This is a genomic window from Megasphaera sp. AM44-1BH (assembly GCF_003467125.1).
Taxonomy (GTDB): domain Bacteria; phylum Bacillota; class Negativicutes; order Veillonellales; family Megasphaeraceae; genus Megasphaera.
On the sequence record NZ_QSFA01000002.1, the window covers coordinates 213,318 to 238,607 of the forward strand.

The 25,290-nt window shown below is 50.0% G+C and carries 24 protein-coding genes; 20 read left to right on the forward strand and 4 right to left on the reverse strand.

Translation table 11 applies throughout. The features are described 5' to 3' along the window. Window positions 1–113 precede the first annotated feature (113 nt). Window positions 114–1,016, reverse strand: coding sequence for a fumarylacetoacetate hydrolase family protein (locus DW949_RS03170; RefSeq protein WP_118021825.1), 903 nt, complete (start codon window positions 1,014–1,016; stop codon window positions 114–116). Window positions 1,017–1,065: 49 nt separating this feature from the next. Then, complete coding sequence (locus DW949_RS03175) at window positions 1,066–1,971, reverse strand: LysR family transcriptional regulator (protein ID WP_118021826.1); 906 nt, start codon at window positions 1,969–1,971, stop codon at window positions 1,066–1,068. Window positions 1,972–2,129: 158 nt separating this feature from the next. On the opposite strand from DW949_RS03175, the gene DW949_RS03180 reads away from it, so the two are divergent. The 6 genes from DW949_RS03180 to DW949_RS03205 all read left to right on the forward strand — a co-directional run bounded on the left by DW949_RS03180 (window position 2,130) and on the right by DW949_RS03205 (window position 5,807). Further along, on the forward strand, window positions 2,130–2,342 hold the full coding sequence (locus DW949_RS03180) for a hypothetical protein (protein ID WP_118021827.1): 213 nt from the start codon (window positions 2,130–2,132) through the stop codon (window positions 2,340–2,342). Continuing rightward, window positions 2,339–2,758, forward strand: a complete 420-nt coding sequence (locus DW949_RS03185) for a cupin domain-containing protein (protein WP_118021828.1) — start codon at window positions 2,339–2,341, stop codon at window positions 2,756–2,758. The genes DW949_RS03180 and DW949_RS03185 overlap by 4 nt, the downstream gene beginning before the upstream one ends. Further along, window positions 2,742–3,185 (forward strand): carboxymuconolactone decarboxylase family protein, encoded by a 444-nt coding sequence (locus tag DW949_RS03190; protein WP_118021829.1) that lies wholly within the window; start codon window positions 2,742–2,744, stop codon window positions 3,183–3,185. The genes DW949_RS03185 and DW949_RS03190 overlap by 17 nt, the downstream gene beginning before the upstream one ends. 37 nt (window positions 3,186–3,222) lie before the next feature. Next, on the forward strand, window positions 3,223–3,849 hold the full coding sequence (locus DW949_RS03195) for a flavodoxin (RefSeq protein WP_118021830.1): 627 nt from the start codon (window positions 3,223–3,225) through the stop codon (window positions 3,847–3,849). Window positions 3,850–4,044: 195 nt separating this feature from the next. Beyond that, complete coding sequence (locus tag DW949_RS03200; RefSeq protein ID WP_118021831.1) at window positions 4,045–5,205, forward strand: alpha/beta hydrolase; 1,161 nt, start codon at window positions 4,045–4,047, stop codon at window positions 5,203–5,205. 29 nt (window positions 5,206–5,234) lie between these two features. After that, window positions 5,235–5,807, forward strand: a complete 573-nt coding sequence (locus DW949_RS03205) for a DapH/DapD/GlmU-related protein (RefSeq protein WP_118021832.1) — start codon at window positions 5,235–5,237, stop codon at window positions 5,805–5,807. Between the two features lie 4 nt (window positions 5,808–5,811). Here DW949_RS03205 and DW949_RS03210 read toward each other — a convergent pair whose 3' ends face one another. Beyond that, window positions 5,812–6,723: a LysR family transcriptional regulator gene (locus DW949_RS03210; RefSeq protein ID WP_118021833.1), complete on the reverse strand. Its 912-nt coding sequence runs from the start codon at window positions 6,721–6,723 to the stop codon at window positions 5,812–5,814. Window positions 6,724–7,038: 315 nt separating this feature from the next. Between DW949_RS03210 and DW949_RS03215 the strand changes: the two genes are divergently transcribed. The 11 genes from DW949_RS03215 to DW949_RS03265 all read left to right on the forward strand — a co-directional run bounded on the left by DW949_RS03215 (window position 7,039) and on the right by DW949_RS03265 (window position 18,423). Then, window positions 7,039–8,208 carry an iron-containing alcohol dehydrogenase gene (locus DW949_RS03215; protein WP_118021834.1) on the forward strand — a complete coding sequence of 390 codons (1,170 nt, stop codon included), beginning with the start codon at window positions 7,039–7,041 and terminating at the stop codon, window positions 8,206–8,208. A gap of 187 nt (window positions 8,209–8,395) precedes the next feature. Beyond that, window positions 8,396–10,090 carry a glutamine--tRNA ligase/YqeY domain fusion protein gene (locus tag DW949_RS03220; protein ID WP_118021835.1) on the forward strand — a complete coding sequence of 565 codons (1,695 nt, stop codon included), beginning with the start codon at window positions 8,396–8,398 and terminating at the stop codon, window positions 10,088–10,090. Window positions 10,091–10,246: 156 nt separating this feature from the next. Beyond that, entirely contained in the window at window positions 10,247–10,516 is a 270-nt protein-coding gene (locus DW949_RS03225; protein ID WP_118021836.1) for a DUF4321 domain-containing protein, read from the forward strand. Between the two features lie 24 nt (window positions 10,517–10,540). Further along, on the forward strand, window positions 10,541–11,101 hold the full coding sequence (locus DW949_RS03230; RefSeq protein WP_118021837.1) for a nucleoside triphosphate pyrophosphatase: 561 nt from the start codon (window positions 10,541–10,543) through the stop codon (window positions 11,099–11,101). After that, entirely contained in the window at window positions 11,098–11,784 is a 687-nt protein-coding gene (gene radC / locus DW949_RS03235; RefSeq protein ID WP_118021838.1) for a DNA repair protein RadC, read from the forward strand. Before DW949_RS03230 ends, radC begins: the two co-directional genes overlap by 4 nt. Before the next feature lie 180 nt (window positions 11,785–11,964). Next, window positions 11,965–12,750: an electron transfer flavoprotein subunit beta/FixA family protein gene (locus DW949_RS03240; protein ID WP_118021839.1), complete on the forward strand. Its 786-nt coding sequence runs from the start codon at window positions 11,965–11,967 to the stop codon at window positions 12,748–12,750. A 14-nt stretch (window positions 12,751–12,764) separates the two neighbouring features. Next, window positions 12,765–13,769 (forward strand): electron transfer flavoprotein subunit alpha/FixB family protein, encoded by a 1,005-nt coding sequence (locus tag DW949_RS03245; protein ID WP_118021840.1) that lies wholly within the window; start codon window positions 12,765–12,767, stop codon window positions 13,767–13,769. A 164-nt stretch (window positions 13,770–13,933) separates the two neighbouring features. Then, on the forward strand, window positions 13,934–15,157 hold the full coding sequence (locus tag DW949_RS03250; protein WP_118021841.1) for a class I SAM-dependent rRNA methyltransferase: 1,224 nt from the start codon (window positions 13,934–13,936) through the stop codon (window positions 15,155–15,157). Between the two features lie 101 nt (window positions 15,158–15,258). Continuing rightward, window positions 15,259–16,761, forward strand: a complete 1,503-nt coding sequence (thrC, locus tag DW949_RS03255; protein WP_118021842.1) for a threonine synthase — start codon at window positions 15,259–15,261, stop codon at window positions 16,759–16,761. Window positions 16,762–16,783: 22 nt separating this feature from the next. Continuing rightward, window positions 16,784–17,683 (forward strand): DMT family transporter, encoded by a 900-nt coding sequence (locus DW949_RS03260; protein ID WP_118021843.1) that lies wholly within the window; start codon window positions 16,784–16,786, stop codon window positions 17,681–17,683. 5 nt (window positions 17,684–17,688) lie between these two features. Next, the gene (locus tag DW949_RS03265) at window positions 17,689–18,423 is read left to right on the forward strand and encodes a TVP38/TMEM64 family protein (RefSeq protein WP_118021844.1); all 735 of its coding nucleotides are present in this window, start codon (window positions 17,689–17,691) and stop codon (window positions 18,421–18,423) included. Between the two features lie 96 nt (window positions 18,424–18,519). Here DW949_RS03265 and DW949_RS03270 read toward each other — a convergent pair whose 3' ends face one another. Further along, window positions 18,520–20,133: a peptide chain release factor 3 gene (locus DW949_RS03270; RefSeq protein WP_118021845.1), complete on the reverse strand. Its 1,614-nt coding sequence runs from the start codon at window positions 20,131–20,133 to the stop codon at window positions 18,520–18,522. Between the two features lie 239 nt (window positions 20,134–20,372). Between DW949_RS03270 and DW949_RS03275 the strand changes: the two genes are divergently transcribed. From DW949_RS03275 to DW949_RS03285, 3 genes are all read left to right on the forward strand, one after another. Then, window positions 20,373–22,094, forward strand: coding sequence for a sigma-54-dependent Fis family transcriptional regulator (locus DW949_RS03275; protein WP_158570627.1), 1,722 nt, complete (start codon window positions 20,373–20,375; stop codon window positions 22,092–22,094). A 310-nt stretch (window positions 22,095–22,404) separates the two neighbouring features. Next, window positions 22,405–23,709, forward strand: coding sequence for an acetyl-CoA hydrolase/transferase family protein (locus DW949_RS03280; protein WP_199595721.1), 1,305 nt, complete (start codon window positions 22,405–22,407; stop codon window positions 23,707–23,709). A gap of 32 nt (window positions 23,710–23,741) precedes the next feature. Next, window positions 23,742–25,289, forward strand: coding sequence for a 4-hydroxyphenylacetate 3-hydroxylase N-terminal domain-containing protein (locus DW949_RS03285; protein ID WP_158570628.1), 1,548 nt, complete (start codon window positions 23,742–23,744; stop codon window positions 25,287–25,289). The last annotated feature ends 1 nt before the right edge of the window (window position 25,290 follow it).

The window sequence follows — 25,290 nt, forward strand, 5'->3', positions numbered from 1 at the left end:
CGTTATGACTGGTTTTTTTAGCGGTGGCCTTTTATTCTGAATTCCCATATAATTCAGAAAAGTATAACATGGCAAACCGCTTTTTCTCTATACTGCAAACGACAAACTATTCCTTACTTAACCGTATTTTTCAATGTACCGATGGAAGAGATGGAAATTTCTACCGTATCGCCGGAATGGATATAGCGGGGCGGTTTGAAGCCGGCACCGACGCCCGATGGCGTGCCCGTCGAAATGATATCGCCGGGCTGGAGTGTCGTGCCCTGGGAGAGGGTGGATATGAGCGACGGGATGGGGAAGATGAATTCTTCCGTCGAGGCATCCTGACGGACTTCGTCATTGACTTTGGTCACGATAGTAAAGGCATCGGGGGCCGCATCGCGCAGCAGGATACAGGGGCCCATGGGGGCAAAGGTATCGAGACTTTTGCCATGGAACCACTGGCCGTGGTTGCGCTGCAGGTCACGGGCAGTTACATCATTCATGATGGTGAATCCGTAGACGTGGTTCATGGCTTCACTGACAGGGATATCCTTGCCGCTGGTGCCGATAATGACGGCCAGTTCTCCTTCATAATCCAGTTCTTTCGTTACCTGCGGATGGGAATCGATGGTATCTTCCGGGCCGATGACGCAGGTCGGGGCTTTAGTGAAAAACTGAGGATATTTTGGCAGGGAATCGAGCTTTTTCTTGTGGAATTCTTCGATGTGTTCGGCATAGTTTTCGCCGACACAGAAGATATTTTTTGTAAGATGCGGCAGAGGTGCCAGAATGTGAATCGTTTCCAACGGTCTGGCTTTTACAGCCTGGGTCTTTTCATTCTGTTCGAGAGCATCGGCTAGAGCCAGCAGGCCTTCATTTCCCTGCTGGACAAATTCTGCCAATGTTTCCGGAAGGGGAGTAAAGAACGCTTCTTCCAGAGCGATGGCGCTGTATACTCCTGTTTCTTCGGCATCCAGCACGCCCCACTGGACAAATCCCAGGTCTTCAAAGGTAATCAGTTTTTTTATCATCATAGCTATCTTCTCCTTGTCGTATTTGTTTTATTATATCATATTCATGACGTCATGTATTCTCTGTGCCTGCAGGAGAACAGCTTTCTTTCAGCAGCCGGATAAAGGTTTCGCACGGCTTGGTGAGAAGTTGATATTTTTTCCAGGCAATGAGACAGGAAAAGGAGATGGCCGGCTCCAGGGGAACAAAGGCCAGATCCGGTGTATGGAGCTGGAAGAGCTCGTTGATTCCGATGGCACTGGTAATGCCTGTCCGGATAAGCTGGGCCGCATTGGCAATGAGGTCGAACCGTCCGACAATCTGCAGGTCTTCCGTTGTCACCTGTCCCCCGGACCAGGCACGGACATCAAAGGCGGCTGTTGCCGTCCGTGAAGACGTGAGCAGGGGAATATCTTTCAAGATGTCCGGGGTAATAGCCGGAAGATCAGCCCACGGGCTGTCACTGCGGGTAATGATTCCGACCGTATTGGTTTCAGGCAGACGAATGTATTCGTATTTTTCCGGATTGAACGGCTCGATGAACAGGGCAAAGTCGATGAGTCCATGGACTAGTCGTTCTTCCACCGTATCGGCATTTCCCGTAAAGAGTTCGCACGTGATACCGGGATGCTGATGGTGCAGCCTGGCAAAGGCATCGGTCAAGAAATGGATGACCGGTGTTTCTCCGGCGCCAATGCGGATACAGCCGGTCAGTTCCAGCTGGTCATTGCTGATTTCCGCTTCGGTCTGACGGACAAGGGACAGGATTTCTTCGGCCCGCTGCCGGAGGTGGATTCCTTCTTCCGTCAGATGGGTGCTGCGGTTGGTCCGGACGAACAACTGCTTGCCCAGTTCTTCTTCCAGATCGGCCATCTGCCGGGATAATGTGGGCTGGGTAATATGCAGCATATTGGCGGCGCCGGTCATGTTTTCCTCTCTGGCCACAGCCAGAAAATAATGTAAGGTCCGTAGTTCCATAGCAACACTCTCCTTTCTCTTTCGTTTAGTATACGGCAGGTCTGTCCATTTGGCAATGCTTTTTACGTATGTCCAGAAATAAAATATAAGCGTTTTACATTTCAATTGCCGACTGCTAAGATAAAAGCGTAGGGAATGATAGAAAAGGAGGCACAGATATGGCTTCAGATATGTGGGAAAGTCTGGCTGATACAGGTTGTTCCCGCGATTTCATCGAGCAATACCGGACACAGACGAGAGAGCAGCAGCTGCAATCTCTTCAGCGTCATCGGCGCTATCTGCTCGATTCAATCCACGATAAGCAGATTCAGCTGGACCGGTTGGACTATGTATTATATGTATTGCGAAAAAGAGGAGACCAACGAAAATGACTATTGAAGAAATCAAAAAAACAAGTCCCTTTGCTATGGGTGGAGAAAATGTCAATTATGCCCAGTATTTTGACGGCACGAGTTATTTGAATATGCTGTCTTTGAAACAGGTCGTTGTAGGTAATGTTACTTTTGAACCGGCCTGCCGCAACCACTGGCACATCCATCATGCCAGTCAGGGCGGCGGACAGATGCTCTTAGTCACGGCCGGCCGCGGCTGGTATCAGGAATGGGGAAAAACGGCACAGGAACTCCACGCCGGTGATGTCGTGCACATTCCGGCCAACGTCAAGCATTGGCACGGTGCGGCTAAGGATAGTGCCTTCCAGCATCTGGCTATTGAAGTCGATGGGAGCGATACGGGTACAGAATGGTGCGAAGCCGTAGCGGAGGCCGATTATGATGCCCTTCCGTAAGCACTTCTTAGCGGCCGGGCTCATGGTCCTGGCGGGAATCGGTTTTTTGGGAACAGGAGATGCATATGCTATGAATACGACTGATAATCAAGCGAAAAAAGCCGTCAAGATTGTACAGACTGCAGGCCGGCAGCAGCTGGGGACCTTTGCTCCCGATTTTGCCCGCTATAATGATGACATTCTTTTCGGTGAAGTGTGGAGCAAGAACGATGTCCTGCCCCTCAGGGAACGGAGCATTGTTACCGTATCGGCCCTCATCGCCCAGGGCATTACCGATAGTTCCTTGAAATATCATATGGAAACAGCAAAGAAAAATGGCGTCACCAAGGACGATATGGCGGAAATCATTACGCAGCTCGCCTTTTACAGTGGCTGGCCCAAAGCCTGGGCTGCCTTTGGCTATGCCAAAGAAGTATATGGGGAGTAAATGTCTCTATTTGAAATAATCAGGAGGTAAAAAGCAGATGATGAAGAAAATTTTAATGCTTGCCCTGAGCAGTCTCATGGTCCTGGGCCTGGCTGCCTGTGGCAATACGAACGGTGCCGATGCGTCTTCCAGCGCCTCAAAAAAGACGGATGCGGCGGCCCAGGCTCCGGCCAAGGGCAATGGCAAGACGCTGGTCGTTTACTTTTCGGCCGGCGGACATACCAAGAATGTAGCCAATTACATTGCCAAAGCGACCAACGGCGACGTCATGGAATTGAAGCCGGTCCAAGACTATACGGAAGCAGATTTGGACTATAATAACCGGGAGAGCCGCGTCTATCGCGAACACGATGATGCCAGCCTGCGCGACATCCCTCTGGTCAAGGATAAGGCAGACAACTGGGAAGGCTACGATACGGTCTTCATCGGATATCCTATCTGGTGGGGGATCGCTGCCTGGCCGGTAGATACTTTCGTCAAACACAATGACTTCAGTGGTAAGATGGTCATCCCCTTTGCCACGTCGGCCAGCTCCGACCTCGGCGACAGCGGCAGACAGCTGCAGCAGATGGCTGATACGGGCAACTGGCTGGAAGGCAAACGCTTCCCGTCCAATGTGTCGGAAAGTACGGTCCAGCAGTGGGTCCAGAGCCTGAATCGTTGATAGAAAAAGGAGAAGGCTGTCGCATTAAACCATTTTTGGCTTAATGCGACTGCTCTCTTTTTTTATTCAAATAAGTATAGGGAAAAAGCATTGATTAATGAAGTACATAGGTATTTGTTATTTAATGGATAACCAAGTATACTGTAATCAAGCAATAGATAGAGATTCAAGAGCGTTGAAAAAGGAGTATATAACATGAAAAAACATCAGAAAGCCTTATTAGTAGCGGCTGCTTTGGTTGTCAGTACCTTTACTTTTTCTGGATTCGGCACGGGTGCCGCATATGCGGCGACGCAGGCAGCGGTTTTGCAGGCGGAATCGCAGATGAAACAGTCTTCCATCAGCGAATTAACGAATGATACACGGGTATTCAAAGTTGACCCCAAGATTGAAGCGAAGAATGTCCGCTTTCAGAACCGTTATGGTTTTGACGTCGCTGGCCACCTTTATTTGCCGAAAAACTTCAATGCCCAGAAGCAATATAAGGCCGTCGTCGTTTCAGGGCCTTTCGGCGCTGTCAAAGAACAATCTTCCGGCTTATATGCCCAGGAAATGGCGAAACACGGATATGTTGCTGTCGCCTTTGATCCGTCCATGACTGGGGAAAGCGGGGGAACGCGCCGTAATATGGCTTCGCCTGATATCTTTGTAGAAGATTATAGTGCCGCTGTCGATTTCATCAGCAATTTGAAATTCGTCAATCCCGATAAAGTAGGGGCTATCGGCATCTGCGGCCTGTCCGGTATGGCCTTGACGGCGGCTGCCAATGACACGCGCATCAAAGCCGTCGCGACTTCAGCGATGTATGATATGTCCGACAGTATCCGCAATCACTATCAGGGAGATTACTATACGCCGGAACAGCGGGAAAAAGTGAAGGAACATTTGGCCGTTATGCGGGATAAAGAAGCAAAAGAAGGTCAGCCTATCCCGGGTTCGCATGAACTGGCCGTCGACGCCCAGGGACATGTCGTTTCTCATGACACGATGTTCCCGGACAAGCTGCCTGACGATGCCAATGATGTCGTCAAAGGCTTCTATGATTACTATGTAGGCCGGGCCTATCATCCGCGTTCCATCAATTCCAATACACTGGCCTGGGATTCGACGACGCCTTATGGGTTCTTCAACTTCTCTCTCATGGAACACATTGACGAAATCAGTCCGCGCCCGGTCCTGCTCATTACTGGTGAGAAAGCTCACTCGAAATACTTTGCCGATGCGGCCTATGCCAAATTGAAGGCGCCGAAACGGGAAATCGTCGTTCCCGGGGCTACGCACACCGATTTATATGACCAGATGGATAAGATTCCTTTTGCCGATTTGGTCCAATTTTTTGACGATGCCTTGAAATAAAGGTAAAAATATCAGAAAGGAGCCTTTATATGCTATCTTTATCGCAGGCCTTGAAGCGCTGGGACCGGGAGCCGGTCATTGGCACGACAGCAGGCGAAATCGAAACGATGCGATTTTACAGCCGGCAGGCCCAGAAGATTACTATGGAAATCAATACACAGTACCACGAACCGGAAGAGATGCGCCAACTTTTTTCACGGCTCATCGGCCGTCCTGTCGATGATACCTTTGCCTTTTTTCCGCCGTTTTATACGGATTTTGGCAAGAATATCCATATTGGCAAGCATGTCTTCTTCAATAGCGGCTGCAAGTTCCAGGACCAGGGCGGCATTTTCATCGGTGATAATGTCCTCATCGGCCATAATGTCGTCCTGGCTACGCTCAATCATCATCCTGACCCGGATAAACGGAGTGAGCTCATGCCCGGCCGGATCGTCCTGGAAGAAGGCGCCTGGATCGGGGCCAATGCGACCATAACGGCTGGTGTCACTGTCGGCCGTTATGCCATCGTCGCAGCTGGTGCCGTCGTGAACCGGGACGTCCCGCCATATACCGTCGTCGGCGGCGTACCGGCTCACTTCATCAAAAACATTGAACATTGAGGTTTTACGGCGGGCTTATTTTTTCCGCCTCTTCCTTCAGGAGATGGATGAATTGCTGGGTCCCTTTGGAAAATAATTGGAATCGTTTCCATACGATGAACAAGGTATCTTCCAACAACGGGTCCAGGAGGCGGAAGCAGAGCGCCGGGTCATGGGGCGGCACGTTGATGATTTTTTCCAGCATGATGCAGGACCCCAGCCCTTCGCGGACCATGAGGGACGCATTATAGGCCAGATTGTAAGTCGCCTGGATGTGCAGTTCGGCAAAGGGCTTTTTTATCCATGTCTGCAATTTGTTACCGTGGCTGTTGGCTTGTAATACCTGCTGGGACAGGATGAGGTTTTCCGTCCATAAGTCTTGCGGATGGATTACTTCCCTGGCTGCCAGCGGATGGCTGCGCTGCAGGAGGAGGCCCCAGTGGTCAGTGTATGGGCAGGACAGGACCTCATATTTTTCCGTATCGACATGGCCGTAGATGACGGCGACGTCGATGAGGCCTTTGTCCAGGGCTTCCATGATGGCTTGACCATCGCCGCTGGTAACGTGGAAATGGAGGTTCTTATAGCGGCTTTGCAGCTTATGGGCTGTCTGCATGATGAAGCGGACATTGTCGGCTTCGGCCGAGCCGATGCGGATATTGCCATTCAGTTCCGTATCGTCGCTGCGCAGTTCCTCTTCTGTATGACTGGCCAGGGAGAGGATTTCTTCAGCCCGCTTTTTCAGGAATAAGCCTTCTTCGGTGAGCGTAATGCGCCGGGGGCCGCGGATCATCAGTTCTTTTCCCAGCATATTTTCCATGTCGCGCAGCTGCCGCGACAGCGTCGGCTGGGATAGGTGCAGAGCTTCGGCAGCATGGGTGATACTTTCTTCGCGGGCGACGGTGAGGAAATAATTGAGTACCCGTAAATCCAACATGAACAATACACCCTTTCTGAAACGATTGATTCCTATCTTTCATTTAGTATAAGGCCATTCTCTCGTCTTTACAATGTTCCTCGTGGGGATGGAATATAAAAATAACCATAGTTAAAAAGCATGGAATAATAAAATCCATAGGTATTTGATATATGTATGGGCTGTCGTATACTATAGTCAAGCAAGGGGGACTTGCGATGAATACGAAAACAGTTTCTTGTGCATTTAACATTCTAAGGAGAATAATTTACATGAAAAACAATATCTTAAAAAAAGTAATGGCAGTGACGCAGCACTAAGGGGAGGAGATATATTATGTTAGGAAATTTTAAATACCACAATCCGACGAAACTTTACTTTGGCAATCAATCTCTGCAATTTTTGAATCAGGAGCTACCTGAATATGGTCATAACGTCGTCCTCATCTATGGCGGCGGCTCTATTAAAAAAAATGGCATCTATCAGGCTGTCATGGACATCCTGACAAAAAATAACAAGAATGTAGTTGAGATTTCCGGGGTCATGCCTAATCCGACACTGAAGAAACTCTATGAAGGCATCGATATCGCCCGCCAGCATCAAGCTGATTTGCTGCTGGCTGTCGGCGGCGGTTCGGTCTGCGACTATGCCAAGGCGGTCGCCGTTTCTGTCCATTGCGACGAAGACCCGTGGGACAAATACTTCATCCGCTTTGAAGAACCGGATTGCCAGCTCGTCCCCGTAGGCTGCGTCCTCACTATGGCCGGTACGGGTTCGGAAATGAATGCTGGCTCGGTCATTACCAATAGCGATACGAAACAGAAAATCGGTCATGTCTTTGCCAGTGAAGAGGTGATGCCGAAATTTTCTATCCTCAATCCGCACTATACCATGACTGTACCGGAATACCAGATGAAAGCCGGTATCTATGATATTTTCAATCACATTTGCGAACAGTATTTCTCCGGCGATGACGATACGACCAGTGATTACATCAGTGAAGGCTTGATGCGGTCAGTCATCCATTCCAGCCGTATAGCTATAAAAAATCCCCAGGATTATGAAGCCCGCAGTAACATCATGTGGACGGCTACTTGGGCCTTGAATACCCTCGTCGCCTGTGGAAAGTCCAGTGACTGGATGGTCCACATGCTGGGACAGGCCGTTGGCGGCTATACCAATGCGACTCATGGCATGACACTGGCGGCCGTTTCCCTGCCGTATTACCGCCATATCCTGCCCTATGGCCTGCCTAAGTTCAAACGCTTTGCCGAAAACGTCTGGGGCGTCCAGGCAGCCGGCAAGACGGACGAACAAGTGGCGCAAGAAGGACTGGCCTGCATGGAGGCGTGGATGAAAGAAATCGGCGTCGCCATGTCGATTCGCGAATTGGGAGCTGACGAAACAATGCTAGACGAGCTGGCGGATGCGACGATAATTCTCGATGGCGGTTATAAGAAACTGGGCCGCCAGGAAATCATCGAAATTTTCAGAGAAAGCTTATAAGTCAGGGTACAGGGCATAGCATAGTAAAATCGTCTTGCTATGCCCTTGTTTATTAAAATCAGTCCATGAAATATGACTTTATAAATGCTTGGAAAAGTGGGAAAGACGTTGATATATGCTAGTGTTGAACCGATATTTATGATACAATGTGAGAGTATTATATTGTAATAGCGAGGAGCGACACTATATGGGTACTGAAATTGCAAAAAACTTTATTGAAAATTTCATTGATGAAGACTTCAAATCCAATAGATACGGACAGCGTTTTGTGACACGGTTTCCTCCTGAACCGAATGGATATCTGCATATCGGTCATGCCAAATCGATATGCCTGAATTTCGGGCTGGCCCAGAAATATGGCGGCATTACGAATCTGCGTTTTGACGATACGAATCCGACAAAAGAAACTGTCGAATACGTCGATAATATCATGAATGACGTAAAATGGCTGGGCTTCGACTGGGGCGACCGCCTGTACTTTACGTCGGATTATTTTGACATCCTGTACAACTACGCCATCAAGTTAATCAAGTTGGGCAAGGCCTATGTCGATGATTTGTCGAAGGAAGAAATCAAGGAATATCGCGGCACCTTCAATACGCCAGGCAAGGAAAGCCCGTACCGTAACCGCAGCGTCGAAGAAAACCTGCGCCTTTTTGAAGAAATGAAGGCTGGGAAATATGCCGATGGCGAAAAGGTCCTGCGTGCCAAAATCGACATGGCAAGCCCAAATATCAACATGCGTGACCCTGTCATTTATCGTATTTTCCATGCATCCCACCACCGTACAGGCGACAAATGGTGCATTTATCCTATGTACGATTTTGCCCATCCTGTTTCCGATGCGATAGAACGGGTAACTCATTCTATCTGCACCCTGGAATATGAAGACCACCGTCCTCTCTATGAATGGTGTATCCAGGACTGGGAAGACCCGGAAGGCCAGCTGCCCCGTCAGATTGAATTTGCCCGCCTCAATGTGACCAAGATGGTCATGAGCAAACGTAAGCTCCGTGTCCTCGTCGAAAAGGGTATTGTCAGCGGCTGGGATGATCCCCGTATGCCGACCATTGCCGGTATCCGCCGTCGTGGCTATACACCGGAATCCATCCGTGATTTCTGCGACCGCATCGGTGTGGCAAAAGCCGACAGCGTCGTCGATATTTCCCTCCTCGAATACTGCATCCGTGAAGATCTGAAGCTCAAGGCTCCGCGCATCATGACTGTCATCGACCCCATCAAAGTCGTTATTACGGATTATCCTGATGGCAAGACTGAAACCATTACGGCAGAAAATAACCAGGAAAATGAAGCCATGGGTACGCGTCAGATGACGTTCAGCAAAAACATCTATATTGACCGCAAAGACTTCATGGAAGAACCGGTAAAGAAATTCTTCCGCCTGGCTCCGGGCAGGGAAGTGCGCCTTAAATATGCATATATCATCAAATGCGAAGAAGTCATCAAAGATGCTGATGGCAATATCGTAGAAATCCATTGTAGTCATGATCCGGAAAGCATGAGCGGTACCGGCAAAAATGCCAATCGCAAGGTTAAAGGGACACTTCACTGGGTCAATGCTGATGATGCTGTCGATATCGAAACGAGGGTCTATGACTATCTGCTCAAAGATGCCGATACCGACGATGAAGAAGAAACGGACAGCAAGGATTTCCTCTCCCAGATTAATCCGCACAGCCTCGATGTGTATCACAGCAAGGCTGAAGCCTGCATCAAACAGTATAAAGCAGGCGACCACTTCCAGTTCCTGCGTGAAGGATATTTTGTCATCGATCCCGATACGACAGAAGACCATATCGTCGTAAACCGTATCGTCGGCTTGCGGGATACATGGGCCAAGATGCAGAAGAAAAATAAATAAGAAACGGTAAGATTAAAATAAAGTGAGAAAATGGGCCGCCTTTTTTCAGTATATTAAAATTAACTGAGAAAACCGGCCTTTTTCTGTCTTATCATTGCGCTGTGAAGGCAATAACGGTATAATGAAGTCCGTAGCTACTGCAGAGGAGATGTACATATGAAAGTATTAGGTACACATAGTGTCCTGCTTTTTATTTTATTTATCGTCGTCGGCGGTATCCTGGGAGGCATCCTGGGAGAACTGCTGTCCCACGTCAGCTTCGGCAGTCTCATGCCTTTGCTGTCCCAGCATTATGAAATTTTTAATATCCAGAACGTTAATTTGAACTTATATGTCATGCAGATTCAGTTCGGCATTCATTTTGCCCCCAATCTGCTGAGTATTCTTGGCATTATTCTGGCGTTTCTTATTTTCCGCCGGTTATAATTGGTATATAAGGAGGTTTTTGTTATGCTAATTCTGGCTTCCGCTTCGCCAAGGCGCCGGGAACTGCTGTCCCAGATTGGTGTGGCCTATATGGTCAATCCCAGCACCTATGAAGAAGATGTACCCAAAAAGAAGGATCCCGCGAAATTTGTCCTGGCCCAGGCACTGGGCAAAGCCAATGATGTATCGGCAAAATATCCGGGCCAGTGGGTACTGGGTGCCGATACGGTCGTGGCCCTCGATGGTGAAATCCTGGGCAAGCCGAAACATGAAAAAGATGCCATCCGCATGCTCCAGGAGCTGTCCGACCGGAAACATTCCGTATTTACGGGGATGGCACTGGTACGGGGTAAAAAGGCTTACACGAAAGTGGTGGAAACCAAGGTCTGGTTCCGGAAGTTAAAAGACAGTGAAATCAAACGCTATGTCAGCTCCGGTGAACCGTTGGACAAGGCCGGTGCTTACGGTATCCAGGGAAAGGCGGCTGTTTTCGTTGAAAAAATCAATGGTTCTTATACGAATGTAGTCGGCCTGCCCCTGTCCCAGGTCTACACGATGCTCCAGAAGGCAAAAATCATCGAATGACTTGTCTCAAAGAACTGTCATCGCGGGAAAAACCACGGGAAAAACTGATCCAGCACGGCGCACGCATGCTGACCGATCCAGAGCTTTTGGCAATTCTCCTGCGGACCGGCACACGGGGTTGCTCCGTTCTGGATGTGGCCCGCAGCCTGATGTCATCCCTGCCGGGAAGCAACCTGGGCTGCCTCGGTGAAATTACCCTGAATGAGTTATGCCGTATCCGCGGTATCGGCCCGGATAAAGCCGTCACTCTCTGTGCGGCGGTAGAGCTCGGCCGGCGCATCGTCCGCTGCCGGGTACGCCGCGATAATCCCGATTTCAGTTCTCCCCAGGTCATCGCTGAATACGTTATGGAGGACATGCGCTTTCTGCCGCAAGAACGGTTTGCTGCCGTATACCTTTCGACGAAAAACCAGCTCCTGCGCGTCCAGACTCTGACGGTAGGGACAATCAATGCCAGCCTGGCCAAGGCCAGGGATGTGTTCCGCTATGCCCTGCAGTGCAATGCGGCAGCCGTAGTACTGCTGCATAATCATCCCAGTGGCAATCCCGAACCGAGCCAGGAAGATATAGACGTTACACGGCGCCTGGTGCAGGCCGGTGATGTCATGGAAATTCCTGTCCTGGACCACATCATCATCGGCGACGGCGTATTTGTCAGCCTGTGTGAGCGTGGCTATTTGTAAGATGACCAGACAATGTATGCATATGCAATATGAACCAGCATCCGTTTACGGATGCTTTTAATTTGCCTATTTTTTTATAAAATAATAAACATTATTTCTTGATAAATTCATGTGACCGTGAGATAATATATATAAAATAAATACATAAGTAATCCGGCTAAGATAAAGGAGGAGTGTTGTATGAATATCGTAGTACTGATTAAACAAGTACCGGCTGTTTCAGATATCCAGATTGACAGGCAGAATCATAATCTGGTTCGTGTGGGAGCGCCGACTATGCTGAACCCTGTAGACAAAAATGCTATTGAAGCGGCCCTTGCCATAAAAGAAACTCTGGGTGGTACAGTGACCCTGGTTTCTATGGGGACGGCTATGGCCAGTGAAGCCTTGCGGGAAGGTGTGTCTATGGGAGCCGATGGCGGCGTCCTCCTGTCTGACGAACGGATGGCCGGATCGGATACGCTGGCGACAGGGAAAATCCTCGCTCTGGCCATCAAAAAGCTGGCACCTGTCGATCTGGTCCTGACAGGAAAACAATCGGCCGACGGCGATACGGGACAAATTCCACCGGCTATTGCAGAACATCTGGGATTTAATCTCATTACCTATGCGGAAAGTCTCACCGCAGAAGACGGCGTAGTCCGGGCAACGCGTAAGAATCGCGGCGGAATGGAAACGGTAGAAGCGGCGCTTCCGGCAGTCTGCTCAGTCATGGAATCGATGAATGTGCCCCGTTCTCCCAGTATCCGCAACAAAATGAAAGCAAAGAAGGCCGTCTTTGATGTCTGGCGGCTGGAAGATATCGGTCTTGACCCGGCCGAATCGGGCAGTGCCGGCTCGGCAACAGATGTCACCGAATTATTTGCGCCGGAAAAACATGCTGTCGGCATCATGATTGATGGCAATACGGCCGAAGAAGCTGTCCTGAAACTGATGGCAGATATGAAAGCGAAAAAACTGATATAAGGAGGCGCAGGGTTATGGAAAAGAAACACAATATCTGGGTGTATATAGAATTGGTAGATGGAAAACCGTCACAGCTCAGCCTGGAACTACTGGGAAAAGGCCGGGAACTGGCTGACAGCAGAAACAAAGCCCTGATGGCGCTCCTCGTGGGAAACGGGGCAGAAGAAGCTGCCTCTGAAGTTATCGGCTATGGTGCCGATATAGCGGTTGTAGTCAGCCGTGAGGAACTGGAATCGTTTAATGCTTCTTTGTATACGGAAACGGTCCAGCAGATCCTGACCAAATACGAAGCCAGCGCCATGCTGATCGGTGCATCTCCCGATGGCCGTGATTTGGGCGGACGGCTCTCTGCCGCTATGAATCTGGGCCTCGTTGCTGACTGCATCGATTGCCGGTACGAAGGGGATGACGACAGCCTGACCTGGATACGGCCGGCTTATACAGGAAAATTATTTGTCAAGATCCTGACGACGACGCGGCCCCAGCTGGCGACTATCGGAGAACGGATTTTCCGGGGAAATACGTTTGACAGCAGCCGGACCGGAGAAATTATTAAAGAAGATATGGCTCCTGGTACGCGCACGGCCTCCCAGAAGGTGACAGCCTTTGAAAGCCTGCCTCCTCTCGATGAAACTCTGACTATTGAGACGGCTGACCTGGTCGTTGGCGCAGGCCGGGGTGTAGGAGATGAAGAAGGATTGAAACAGGTGGCTGATTTCGCAGCTTCCATCGGCGCTCCCTTAGGCGTTTCCAAACCGCTTGTCGATAACGGCTGGATGCCCCATGATGCCCAGATTGGCGTAACAGGCAAAAAAATCGCTCCTAAGATTTATATTGCCCTGGGAATTTCCGGTGCCATCCAGCATCAGCTGGGGCTGAAAGAAGCGGAATTGATTATAGCAGTCAATACCGATCCCAATGCACCTATCTTCAAATTTGCCAACTATGGTATCGTAGGTAATTTATTTGAAGTCATGCCTGTTCTTCAGCGGGAAATCAAAAAATTGCAGGCCAAATAAACCCTTGTATTCCATCAAGGCCGGGAAACGCTGTCATGCAGCGGTCCTGGCCTTGTTTTCTCGACTGGCTATTGCACTTCCGGCTGATATTTGACATAATTAACAATAACCTTATAATTGGTTTATCTTTTGTTTACCATTTTCGTATAGTATAAAGGAGTCATATGAGACCATACGCCAAATTATATCTGACCCGCAAAGGAGAACGGGCTGCCCGCAGCGGCCATCCCTGGGTCTATGGAGAAGAAGTGACCCATGTCGATGGGCAATACAAGACGGGGGACCTGGTAGATGTCCTCAGTGAAAAAGGAAAATACCTGGGAACGGGATTTGCCAATGATATTTCTAAAATCCGCGTCCGCATCGTATCGCATAATGCTAACGACCGTTTCGACGAAGCCTTCTGGCAGCGCCGTGTCCAGTATGCGCTGGCGTACCGCCGGACGGTAATGGGAGAAAAGGATTTTGCCTGCTGCCGTCTTATTTTTGGCGATGCCGACGAAATGCCGGGCCTGACTGTAGACCGCTACAATGACCTGCTTGTGGCTCAAACGCTTTGCTATGGCATGGATGTAGTAAAACCGGTTATCTTCAAGGCACTGACTGAACAGCTGCGCCTTATGGGAGTCACTGTGCGTGGCATTTACGAACGTAACGATGTCCGCGTCCGTGAACTGGATGGGATGGAGCAGTATAAAGGCTGGTACCGTGCACCCTATCTGCTGGAACCGGGCAGTGTGCTTACGACTATCGATGAAAACGGTATATTATATGACGTGGACGTAGAAAACGGACAGAAAACGGGATTTTTCCTCGACCAGAAATATAACCGGCTGGCTGTAGCCAAAATTGCAACAGGTCATCATGTGCTGGATTGCTTCACTCATACTGGTGCCTTTGCCCTAAATGCTGCCAGAGGCGGCGCGGCAAGTGTGACTGCCGTCGATATATCAGACGAAGCCGTTGCCATGACCCGGGAAAATATCCGCCGCAACGGACTGGAAGACAAGGTTACGGCCCGGCAGGCCAACGTGTTTGACCTCCTGACGGATCTGGCAGACCATAAAAATCATGACTATGATTTCATCATCCTCGATCCGCCTGCCTTCACCAAATCGGGCCATACGGTGCGTAATGCCATCCGGGGCTATAAGGAAATCAATCTGAAGGCCATGAAGCTGCTGCCACGGGGCGGGTATCTGGCTACTTGTTCGTGCTCCCATTTCATGCGCGATGACTTATTCCGGTCTATGCTGGCCGATGCGGCTTCCGATGCCGGTGTTCATCTGCGCCAGATTGAAGCGCGCCAGCAGTCTCCGGACCATCCCATTCTCTGGAATGTACCAGAAACGAATTATTTGAAGTTCTATTTATTTCAGGTCGTCTGACACACATGCATCTGGCGAGGCTGACGCCGCCAGTCAAGTATGGTATAATAAAACAGCAGATTTGGCCTACTATTACTGAATGAAATAAAGGAGAGGGTCCCATGAATTTCAGAAGTACTCGTTCTCAAGAAACAGTTACTCCGTCCTATGCCTTATTACATGGCCTGGCCCGGGATGGCGGGCTCTATGTCCCGGAAACATTCCCGGAACAGGTATTGTCTTATACAGACCTGAAAGAAAAATCGTATCAGGAAATTGCCGATGCCGTGTTATCGTACTTTTTTACGAATTTTACTCCCAAAGTACGGCAGAAAATGATTGATGCCGCTTACAATGACCAGACATTCCGTGATGACCGCATCGTGCCTCTCCATTCGATTGACACGGACCTTTCTATTGCGGAACTGTACCATGGCCGCACGCTGGCCTTCAAAGATCTGGCCTTATCCCTGTTTCCCTATTTACTGACGGCAGCCAAGGTGCAGGAAGAAGAAAAACGGGATATTCTTATCCTCACTGCAACCAGTGGTGATACGGGAAAAGCAGCTCTCGAAGGGTTCAAGGATGTAAATGGTACGAATATCATGGTCTTCTATCCCAGCGAAGGCGTCAGCCCCATGCAGAAACAGCAGATGCAGAAACAGGAAGGCCGGAACGTCCGTGTCAGCGCTATCCACGGGAATTTTGACGATGCCCAGAGCTTTTTGAAACGGGTCTTTACGAGCGAAGAAGTCAATGCCTATGCCCATAATCATGGCGTGCTCTTTTCCAGTGCCAATTCCATCAACATCGGCCGCCTCTTCCCGCAGATTGCCTATTATGTCTCTACATGGGTACGCCTCGTAGATGATGGCGTCATCGGTCCCGATGAATCGTTTGATGTCGTCGTGCCTACAGGAAATTTCGGCAATATCCTGGCTGGCTGGTTTGCCAAAAAGATGGGGGCTCATATCGGGCGGCTCATCTGTGCATCCAACCGCAATAAAGTCCTGGCGGATTTCTTTGAAACTGGTGTCTATGATATGAACCGCGATTTCTATACGACAGACAGCCCGTCCATGGATATCCTCCTTTCTAGTAATTTCGAACGCTTTTTATTCTACGTAGCAAAGGGCGACTGCCAGCGTGTAGCCCAGTGGGAAAAGAATCTGCAGGAAACGGGAAAGATGGCCGTAAATGCAGCGGAACTGGCATGGCTGCAACAGGAATTCTGTGGCGGCTGGATCGACGATGACGAAACAGAAGCCGTCATCAATCACGTATATAATGATTTTGGCTATCTTCTGGATCCGCATACGGCTGTCGCCTATGGCGTGTATCTGAACCGTCACAAGCAGGGCCTGGACCAGGGCCGTCATACGGTCATCATGTCTACGGCCCATCCGTACAAATTCCCACCAGTCATCTGCAAGGCCCTGGCATTGCCGTCCAGTGACGATCCGTTTACCATGCTCCAGTCTATCAGCAGTCTGACCGGCATCGCCCTGCCGGAACCGCTGGCCGCATTGCAGCAGAAGCCGGTCCGTTTTGCAGACACTATTGAAAAAGAAGATATGAAGCAGGCGGTATTGTCCTTTATTGACGATATCAGCAAGAAGCAATAGAAAAGAGGCGCTCTGGTTTTATATGAATAAAGGCGTTGTGTATGCCATTTTATCAGCTCTGGCGTTCAGCATTCAGAATGTCATAGTCAAGGAGTTGTCGTATACCATGAGCACTGGGGAAATCGCGTTTTTTCGCGGTTTTCTCAGTGCTGTTCTTATCCTGGGACTGATGCGGGTCAATCACGTCCACTTATCTCGCGAAGACCGGCCCACGCTCTGGCTGCGCGGCATACTGGGTGGTACGGGGATGATATGCATTTTTTATGCCCTCCGGGGCATGCCTCTGGCAGACGTTTCCATCATTTCCCAGTTATCGGCATTTTTTGTCATGCTTTTTGCAGCGATTTTCCTGAAAGAAGTATTGCCGAAAGGTGCGAAACTCCCTCTTGTCGTCATTTTTGCCGGCGGTTGTCTTGTCGTCCGGCCATGGAATTTTGATTCCTTCAATGTATACTCCCTGTTTGCCCTGGCCCAGGCTGTGTTTGCTGCCGGTGCCTATACGACAGTGAGTAAACTGACCGATTCAGGGAAGCATCATCCCTATGAAATCGTGTTGTATTTCCTGGTCTGTGCGGCCCTGTCGGGAGCTGTGCTCATGATACTGGGCGGCAGTTTCCTCGTTCCCAATCTGCAGGAATGGGGCTGGTATATTGCTCTGGGACTGATTACGGTCATTGCCCAGATCTGGATGACCGATGCCTATGCTATGGCTAATCCGGTCGTCGTCAGTTTTGTATCGTATATCGGCGTTTTTTTCAATGCCCTCTGGGGATTTGTCATTTTCCGGGAAATGCTGACCCTGCTCACCGTAGCAGGCGGCGCTTTAATTATTGGTGGTTCCATGTACCTGACGAAGCTCAAGCATGACCGGATTGCCGAAATGGCAGCTGTCAGGGAACGGAATACAAAAAAAGAAGTATGAGGACTATGAAAATAAACGAAACGCATGTAAAAATCGGCTTTTTTGGCATGCTTCTCGTCGTACTGGCTGGTATCCATCTGGCTATTCCTGATTTTTACCGTACAGTCTGGGCCCTTTCGACGAGCGGCAATATGCAGGGAACTATAGCCTATTTACGGTCTTTCGGCATCTGGGCTGTAGCTGTCAGTATGATCATTGATATTGTCATCAACATCGTAGGCTTTTTGCCATCCATCTTTATTTCGACGGCAAACGGCGTCGTATTCGGCGTGTTCCAGGGGACCGTTGTTTCCTGGATTGCCGAAACAATCGGTGTCATTATCAGTTTCTTCTTCATGCGGACTCTTTTCCGTAGCAAGGCAAAAAAAGTCATAGAAAAGAGTAAAATGCTCAGCAAACTGGATCATTACAGTACGTGGCAGGCCATGACCATAGCCCGTGCTGTTCCGTATTCGCCCAATGGGCTGGTGACAGCCCTGGGAGCCCTGAGTCACATCAGCTACCGCGATTATATCCTGGGATGTTTTATCGGCAAGCTCCCATCCGTAGCTTGTGAAGTGTTTGTAGGGCACGATGTGGTCATGTTCGAAGACCACACCATGCGCCTGACCATCCTGATTATTGCCATTACAGTGATTTATGGGGGACTCTGGTACTGGCACCGCCGCCAGCGGGCGAAAAAAGTACTCCGCAAAATCTCGGAAGATCTCGATAAAGAAAATCTCAATAAAGAAAAATAAAGAGGCTATCGCATTAGGTAAAAGGATACGTAATGCGATAGCCTCTGTTTTGCGTTTGATGCTCAAAGTCTGACGTATAATGTGGAATCTGAAATGTTATTCCTCATCCGGTTCGTCTATAGCCAGTTCATCCGGTGTCGTGCAGAAGGTAAAGTCCGGATTCCGTTCGACGATCCAGTTGGTCTGCCATTCGTTGGCAATGAGCAACACGACGCGCTGCTTATGGTCTTTGACGATCATGGCACTGTCGATATTTTTCAGTTCCTTATAGTCGTGGCCATTGGTCTGAATCCAGCGGGCTACGGTGTATGGCAGGGTATTCATTTCCAGATCGACGCCGTATTCGTGTTTCAGCCGGTATTCCAGGACTTCAAACTGCAACTGGCCAACGGCTCCTACGATATAGCTTTCCATGGAACCGAGGTTTTCGTAAATCTGTACGGCTCCTTCCTGGGCCAGCTGGGTCATGCCTTTCAGAAACTGTTTGCGCTTCATAGAGTCTTTGGCACGGATCCGGGCGAACAGTTCTGGCGGGAACGTCGGAAAATCTCTGAAGGTGACCTTCTTTTTCCCCGAGTACAGCGTATCGCCAACGCCCATGGTGCCATTGTCAAATACGCCGATAATGTCTCCGGGATAGGCTTCTTCGACGATGGTCCGTTCTGTTGCCAGAAATTGCTGGGGCTGCATGAGACGCAGTGTCTTCCCGGACTGGCGATGGGTTACGGTCATGCCTTTTTCGAACTGCCCGGAGCAGATGCGCATGAATACGATGCGGTCATGATGCTGGGGATTCATATTGGCCTGAATCTTGAATACGAAGGACGTAAACTGATCGGACGTCGGTTCGACGATGCCTTCGGCACAGGGACGGGGCTGGGGTGGCGGAGCAAGACGCAGGAATTCTTCCAGGAACGGTTTGACGCCGAAATTGGTCATGGCTGAACCGAAGAACATCGGTGTCAGCTGGCCGTTCTTTACTTTTTCCATATCAAATTCGTCACCGGCCATATCGAGGAGTTCAATGTCGTCGATAAGCCCCTGATGTACGTCGTCGTCGAGAAGTTCCTTGAATATAGGATCATCGGCAGAGCCTTTGGTCGATGCCAGTTTGCGCTGGCCGTGAGATGTATCTTTTTCAAAGAGTTCGATGGATGCCGTCGTCCGGTCGTAGATGCCCTGATAATTGCCATTGAGGCCGATAGGCCAGTTCATGGGATAGGCATGGATGCCCAGGATGTTTTCGATTTCATCCATCAGGTCGAAGGGATTGCGGCCAAAGTGATCGATTTTATTGACAAAGGTAAAGATGGGGATGCCCCGTTCCTTACAGACCCGGAACAGCTTCTTCGTCTGGGCTTCGACGCCCTTGGCAACATCGATAAGCATGACGGCGCTGTCAGCGGCCATGAGCGTGCGGTACGTATCTTCACTAAAATCCTGATGACCCGGTGTATCGAGAATATTGATATGATGGCCTTCGTAATCGAATTGAAGAACTGAACTGGTAACTGAAATCCCACGCTGCTTTTCGATTTCCATCCAGTCTGATACGGCGTGTTTTGCTGTTTTTCTGGCTTTGACAGAACCGGCCAGATGTATGGCACCTCCGTAGAGGAGCAGTTTTTCAGTCAATGTCGTCTTGCCAGCATCAGGGTGCGAGATGATGGCAAAGGTACGGCGGTTATTTACTTCATCCACTAATGACATGTTCCACCTCATGAATTCGAATAATCAAAAAATACAGTACATACTATTATACTAAGAAAAATGTCGTTCGTAAACAGCGAAACGAGGAGAAAAGTCCAGTGAATCTGTTTTCTTCCGATTGATACAAAGTGTTTTATGCTCTGCAGGACAGAGACGGGCCTTTTTTGGTATAATAAAAGTGTAGAGCTGTTAACAATACGGCGATGCACGTTTTCTGCTACTGCCGGAGGTGTATGGCGATGACTACCAGACCGTTGGCCTTAACCCGTGAAGATTTTATGGCGATTACCGATGCAGTGTACTGTATCCTCATACTGGTAAATGAAAAAGGAACTCCCGTATACTGGAATGGCGCTGCCTGTGACCTTGAACGGCGGCTGCCCGGTTCGTGCCGGGAAATCATAAAAAAGCTGGGAGAAACCGTAGATGTCGTTCATTGTGAAGGACGCTATGTGGTGACAGCTGCATCCCGCGATTTTATCTGCCATATACGTCCCTGGCAGATAAAACAGCATCGCCGGGGCAGTATTCTCATCGTCCACGAATCGTGCGTATCTTCCTGTGCCGTCCAGGAGCTGAATGTCGTGCGCGATGTCGTTGAGGAAATCGATGCTGTGCTCGAAGCCGGTCCGACGGGGCTTCTGGTGCTTGATTCCCGTGGCATGATAAAACGGGTCAATCACCGTTTTGAATCCCTATATGGACTGGACCGGAAAACCATACTGGGCAAGTCCATAAAGATGATCATGAAAGAAACACAGATTCCCCAGGAACTGCTGGACAAGGCCCTTCATCAACAGGAGCACGGCATCTCTCTCGTAGAATATAAAGGGCGGAAACTCGTCTATACGGCTACCCCCGGACTGGACCGCAATCATCAGATGCGCTGTCTCGTCGTAGATATCCAGGATGTATCGGCATGGAAGATCTTGTGGGAGAAATTCAAAGAACAGCGGAAGCACATGAATGAATTTATCCGCAAAGTCGCCGTACTGAGCAGTCATTCTGAGGATATGGTCATCGGCCGCAGCCAGGCGATGCAGAAGGTCATGCATCTCATCGAAGTCGTTTCCGATGTCGATTCGACGGTGCTGATTACGGGAGAATCGGGGACGGGAAAGGAAGTCGTCGTCAATGAAATCTATCATCGCAGCCGGCGGAGGGATAAGCCATTCCTGAAGATTAACTGCGGTGCCATTCCCGAGGAACTCTTTGAATCAGAGCTGTTCGGCTATGAGAGCGGTGCCTTTACCGGGGCCAGGCGGCAGGGAAAGGCCGGCTTTTTTGAACTGGCGGACCAGGGCGTTCTCCTGCTCGATGAAATAGGAGAGCTGAGCCTGGCAGCCCAGGCCAAGCTGCTGCGGGTCATACAGAATCAGGAAGTACAGCGTATCGGCGCTGCCCGGTCTATCCATGTCGATGTCCGTCTTATTGCTGCGACGAACCGGAATTTGTGGGACATGGTACAGCAGGGGACGTTCCGGAGCGACTTGTATTACCGGCTTCACGTCATCCATATCCACATTCCGCCGCTGCGGGAACGTCGGGAGGACATCATACCGCTGGCCACGCAGTTTCTCCATACGTTCAATGCGAAATATGAAAAGCATAAAGTACTGACGCCGGCACTCTGCCGTCTCCTAATGGTACAGGACTGGCCCGGCAATATCAGGGAACTGGAAAATGCCATTGAAACACTGGTCATACTGACCGAAGGGGATGACCTGCAACCAGAAGATTTCATCAGTCAGATCCAGATGGAAGAGAGTGAAGCTATTGTCACTATCCGCCGCCTGGCTCCATGGAATCAGACCATGGCCGAAGTGGAACGGAAAATATTGCAGATGACAGCGGACCAGTGTCATTCGACACGGGCTATGGCAGATATTCTGCATATTGATCAGTCTACTATATCCCGGAAAATGCAGAAATACGGGCTGTCTCTGGGAAGAAAAAAGTGAGCTGTTCTGGCTGACGTCAGGGTATTGATGCAGTATTGCATAGTTTCTGATGCAATGCTGCATCAGAAAGCCTGTTTTGTACAGGGCATTTTGTCACAGTCCGGGCACTATTTCTGAAAAAGCGTTTCCTGATGATGCAGAATGACATCATCGGGAAACGCTTCTTTTTTGCCTATGCCGGAATGGAGGCATTCCATGCCGGTCTTTTGTTTATTCATAACTGGTACGATTATTTCATATATATTTACAGAGGGAGAGGAAAGGGTATCCTGTCCCGGGTCATGCTGAATGGAGAGAAGAGGAGGCGGACATGATGAATCAATGGCAGCGTATATACAAAGAAAAAAAGATGACGGCTGAATCCATGGCCAGGCAGTTCAAACAGGGCGATGTCTGTGTCAGCACAGGGCAGGTGGCGGAACCGACAGGGATTCTCCAGGCACTGGCTGCATATGCACCTGAACTGGAATTGGAACATATCCGCCACTGTGTACTCCTTCCTCTCCGGCAGCAGGAGTACATGAAACCCGGTATGGAGAAGTATATTTACCATATTTCTCATTTTGTCAGTGCCTTCGACAGGAATATGATCTGGGAAGGGCGGGGCGATTATATGCCGGCTCATTACAGCCAGGTGCCTCAGGTATGGACCAGTGTCCTGCCGGAACCGGATGTGTTTTATGCCACTGTGTCCCCTATGGATGAACATGGATATTTTAGTTTTGGAACGGCCGCTGATCTGAGCGAGGTACGGCATCATGCAGAAAAAGTGCTGGTCGAGGTAAATCCCACCATGCCCAGGACCTTTGGGTCATTTATTCATGTCTCGGAAGTAGATGGCATATTGGAAAATGATACACCCATTACCGTGGTCGATCCGCCACCGGTCAGCGATATGGACCTTGCCATCGGACAGATGATTGCCGAAGAGATTCCCAATGGTGCCACCTTGCAGCTGGGAATCGGCGGAATACCCAATGCGGTAGCACAAAGTCTGCTTGATAAGCGGAATCTGGGCGTACACAGCGAAATGTTTTGTGACAGCATGGTGGACCTGACTCTGGCCGGAGTCATCACCAATAGCCGTAAACGGATCCATCGCGGTACCTCTGTTGCGACCTTCACCTTTGCATCCCGCCGGACATACGATTTTATTGATAATAATCCGGGCGTCGCCTTCCTGCCCGTTTCTTATGTCAATGATCCCCGCGTCATTGCCATGAATGATCAGGTCATTTCCATCAATTCGTGCATTGAAATCGACCTGTTTGGCCAGGTCTGTTCGGAAACGATGGGGACAAAGAACTATAGTGGGGTAGGCGGACAGGTCGATTTCATACGCGGGGCTGCTGCTTCTAAAGGCGGGAAATCGTTCCTCGCTTTTACGGCTACGGCCAAAAAAGGGACAGTATCCAAAATCAAACCGGTCCTGACAGAAGGGGCCTGTGTCAGCACGACGAGAAATGATGTCGATTATGTAGTCACTGAGTATGGCATGGCCCGACTGAAAGGCCTGACCTGCTCCCAGCGGGCCAGAGCGCTGATTGGCATTGCAGCTCCTGCTTTCCGGGAAGAATTAACAGAGGCTGCCAAAAAGATGCATATCATTGTGTGACATTGTGAATGGACAGGGAAGGAGGAATTGCTATGTTAATGACGAAAGAACAATTTCAAGCCAGTATCCGTGCCCGCAAACCGATGAATGTCTATTTCCTGGGCAAAAAGATTGAAGACCTGACGACATTCCCGCCACTGGCGGCCAGTTTCAATGCTATTTCCACTATTTATGACCTGCAGAGCCGTCCGGAATGGAAAGACCTGATTACTGTGCCATCCCATCTAAGCGGACAGCCGGTCAGTATTTACAATGCACCCCTGCGGTCCGCAGAAGATGCCAACCGAAAAACACGGGCTGCCCGGGCTCTTGCTGAAGTCGTCGGCTGCTGTACCCACCGCTGTACCGGTTCAGAAGCCTTTGCCGGGCTGGGACCTGCCTGCTATGACATGGATCACGATCTGGGAACCCGGTATTTTGACCGTTTCATGAAATTTCTCGACTATGTACAGCGTAACGACCTGACCTGTACGGTTACGGTGACCGATGTCAAAGGACTGCGCACGCTGGCTCCCCATGAGCAGCCTGATCCAGATATGTACGTCCACGTCAATGAAGTACGGGATGACGGCATTGTCATCAGCGGCTACAAATGCAATCAGACGGGCATTCTGTTCGCCCATGAAATCGTCATCGTCCCGACGACGAATATGCGGCCCGAAGATAAGGCATTTGCCCTGGCCTGTGCCGTGCCGGCTGATACGCCGGGCCTGACCTTTGTACTGGGCCGTACGCCACAGGATAAACGCTTCTTTGAAGTCGGAGGCGATATCGAAGGAATCGATCTTGGCAAAAAATATGCTGACCATCAGGCTCTGGTATACTTTGACCATGTATTTGTACCTAATGACCGCGTCTTTATGTGTGGCGAGACGAAATATGTCGGTCGCCTGCTGAGTTATTTTACCGCTGTACACCGGCTGACAGCTGGTGGATGCAAGGCCGGCGGCTGTTCGGCCTTGTGCGGGGCGGCCAGCCTCATTGCTGATATGATCGGCGTACAGAAAGCCGGACATATCCGCACGAAACTGACCCAGATGGCCATGACGGCCGAAACGGTATATGGTCTGTCACTGGCATCGGGTGTTGAAGGGTTCCAGCATCCCAGCGGCTTCTGGATTCCCAATCCGCTCATGTCCCATACCTGCAAGTATACGTGTACGCAGATGCCATTTGAAGCAGTGCGGCTGGCACGGGATATTCTGGCTGGCTTTGGGGAAACGGCACCGTCTGAACTGGATATGCGCAGCAAAGAAGTAGGGGAACTCTGTCAGAAAGCGTTTAATCCGGGCAATCCGGCTTATACGGCAATGGATCGTCTCCGGGCCGGCCGGTTTATCGAACATATGGCCCGCGGCTCCAACTGGACGGCTATGGCGCTTCATGGCGGAGGAAATCAGGAAGCGTCTACGGTCATGGCAAGGTCGTTTACGGACTGGGATTATCTGAAAAATCTCGTCCGGGCGGCGACGGGCATGGAAAAAGACCCGGCCAGAGTGGACGAAATCATCGGCACTATCGGCAGACGTCAGGGACGCATCTGTACCAACCGTGATCTGCCGCAGTCTGGTAACGAATAGC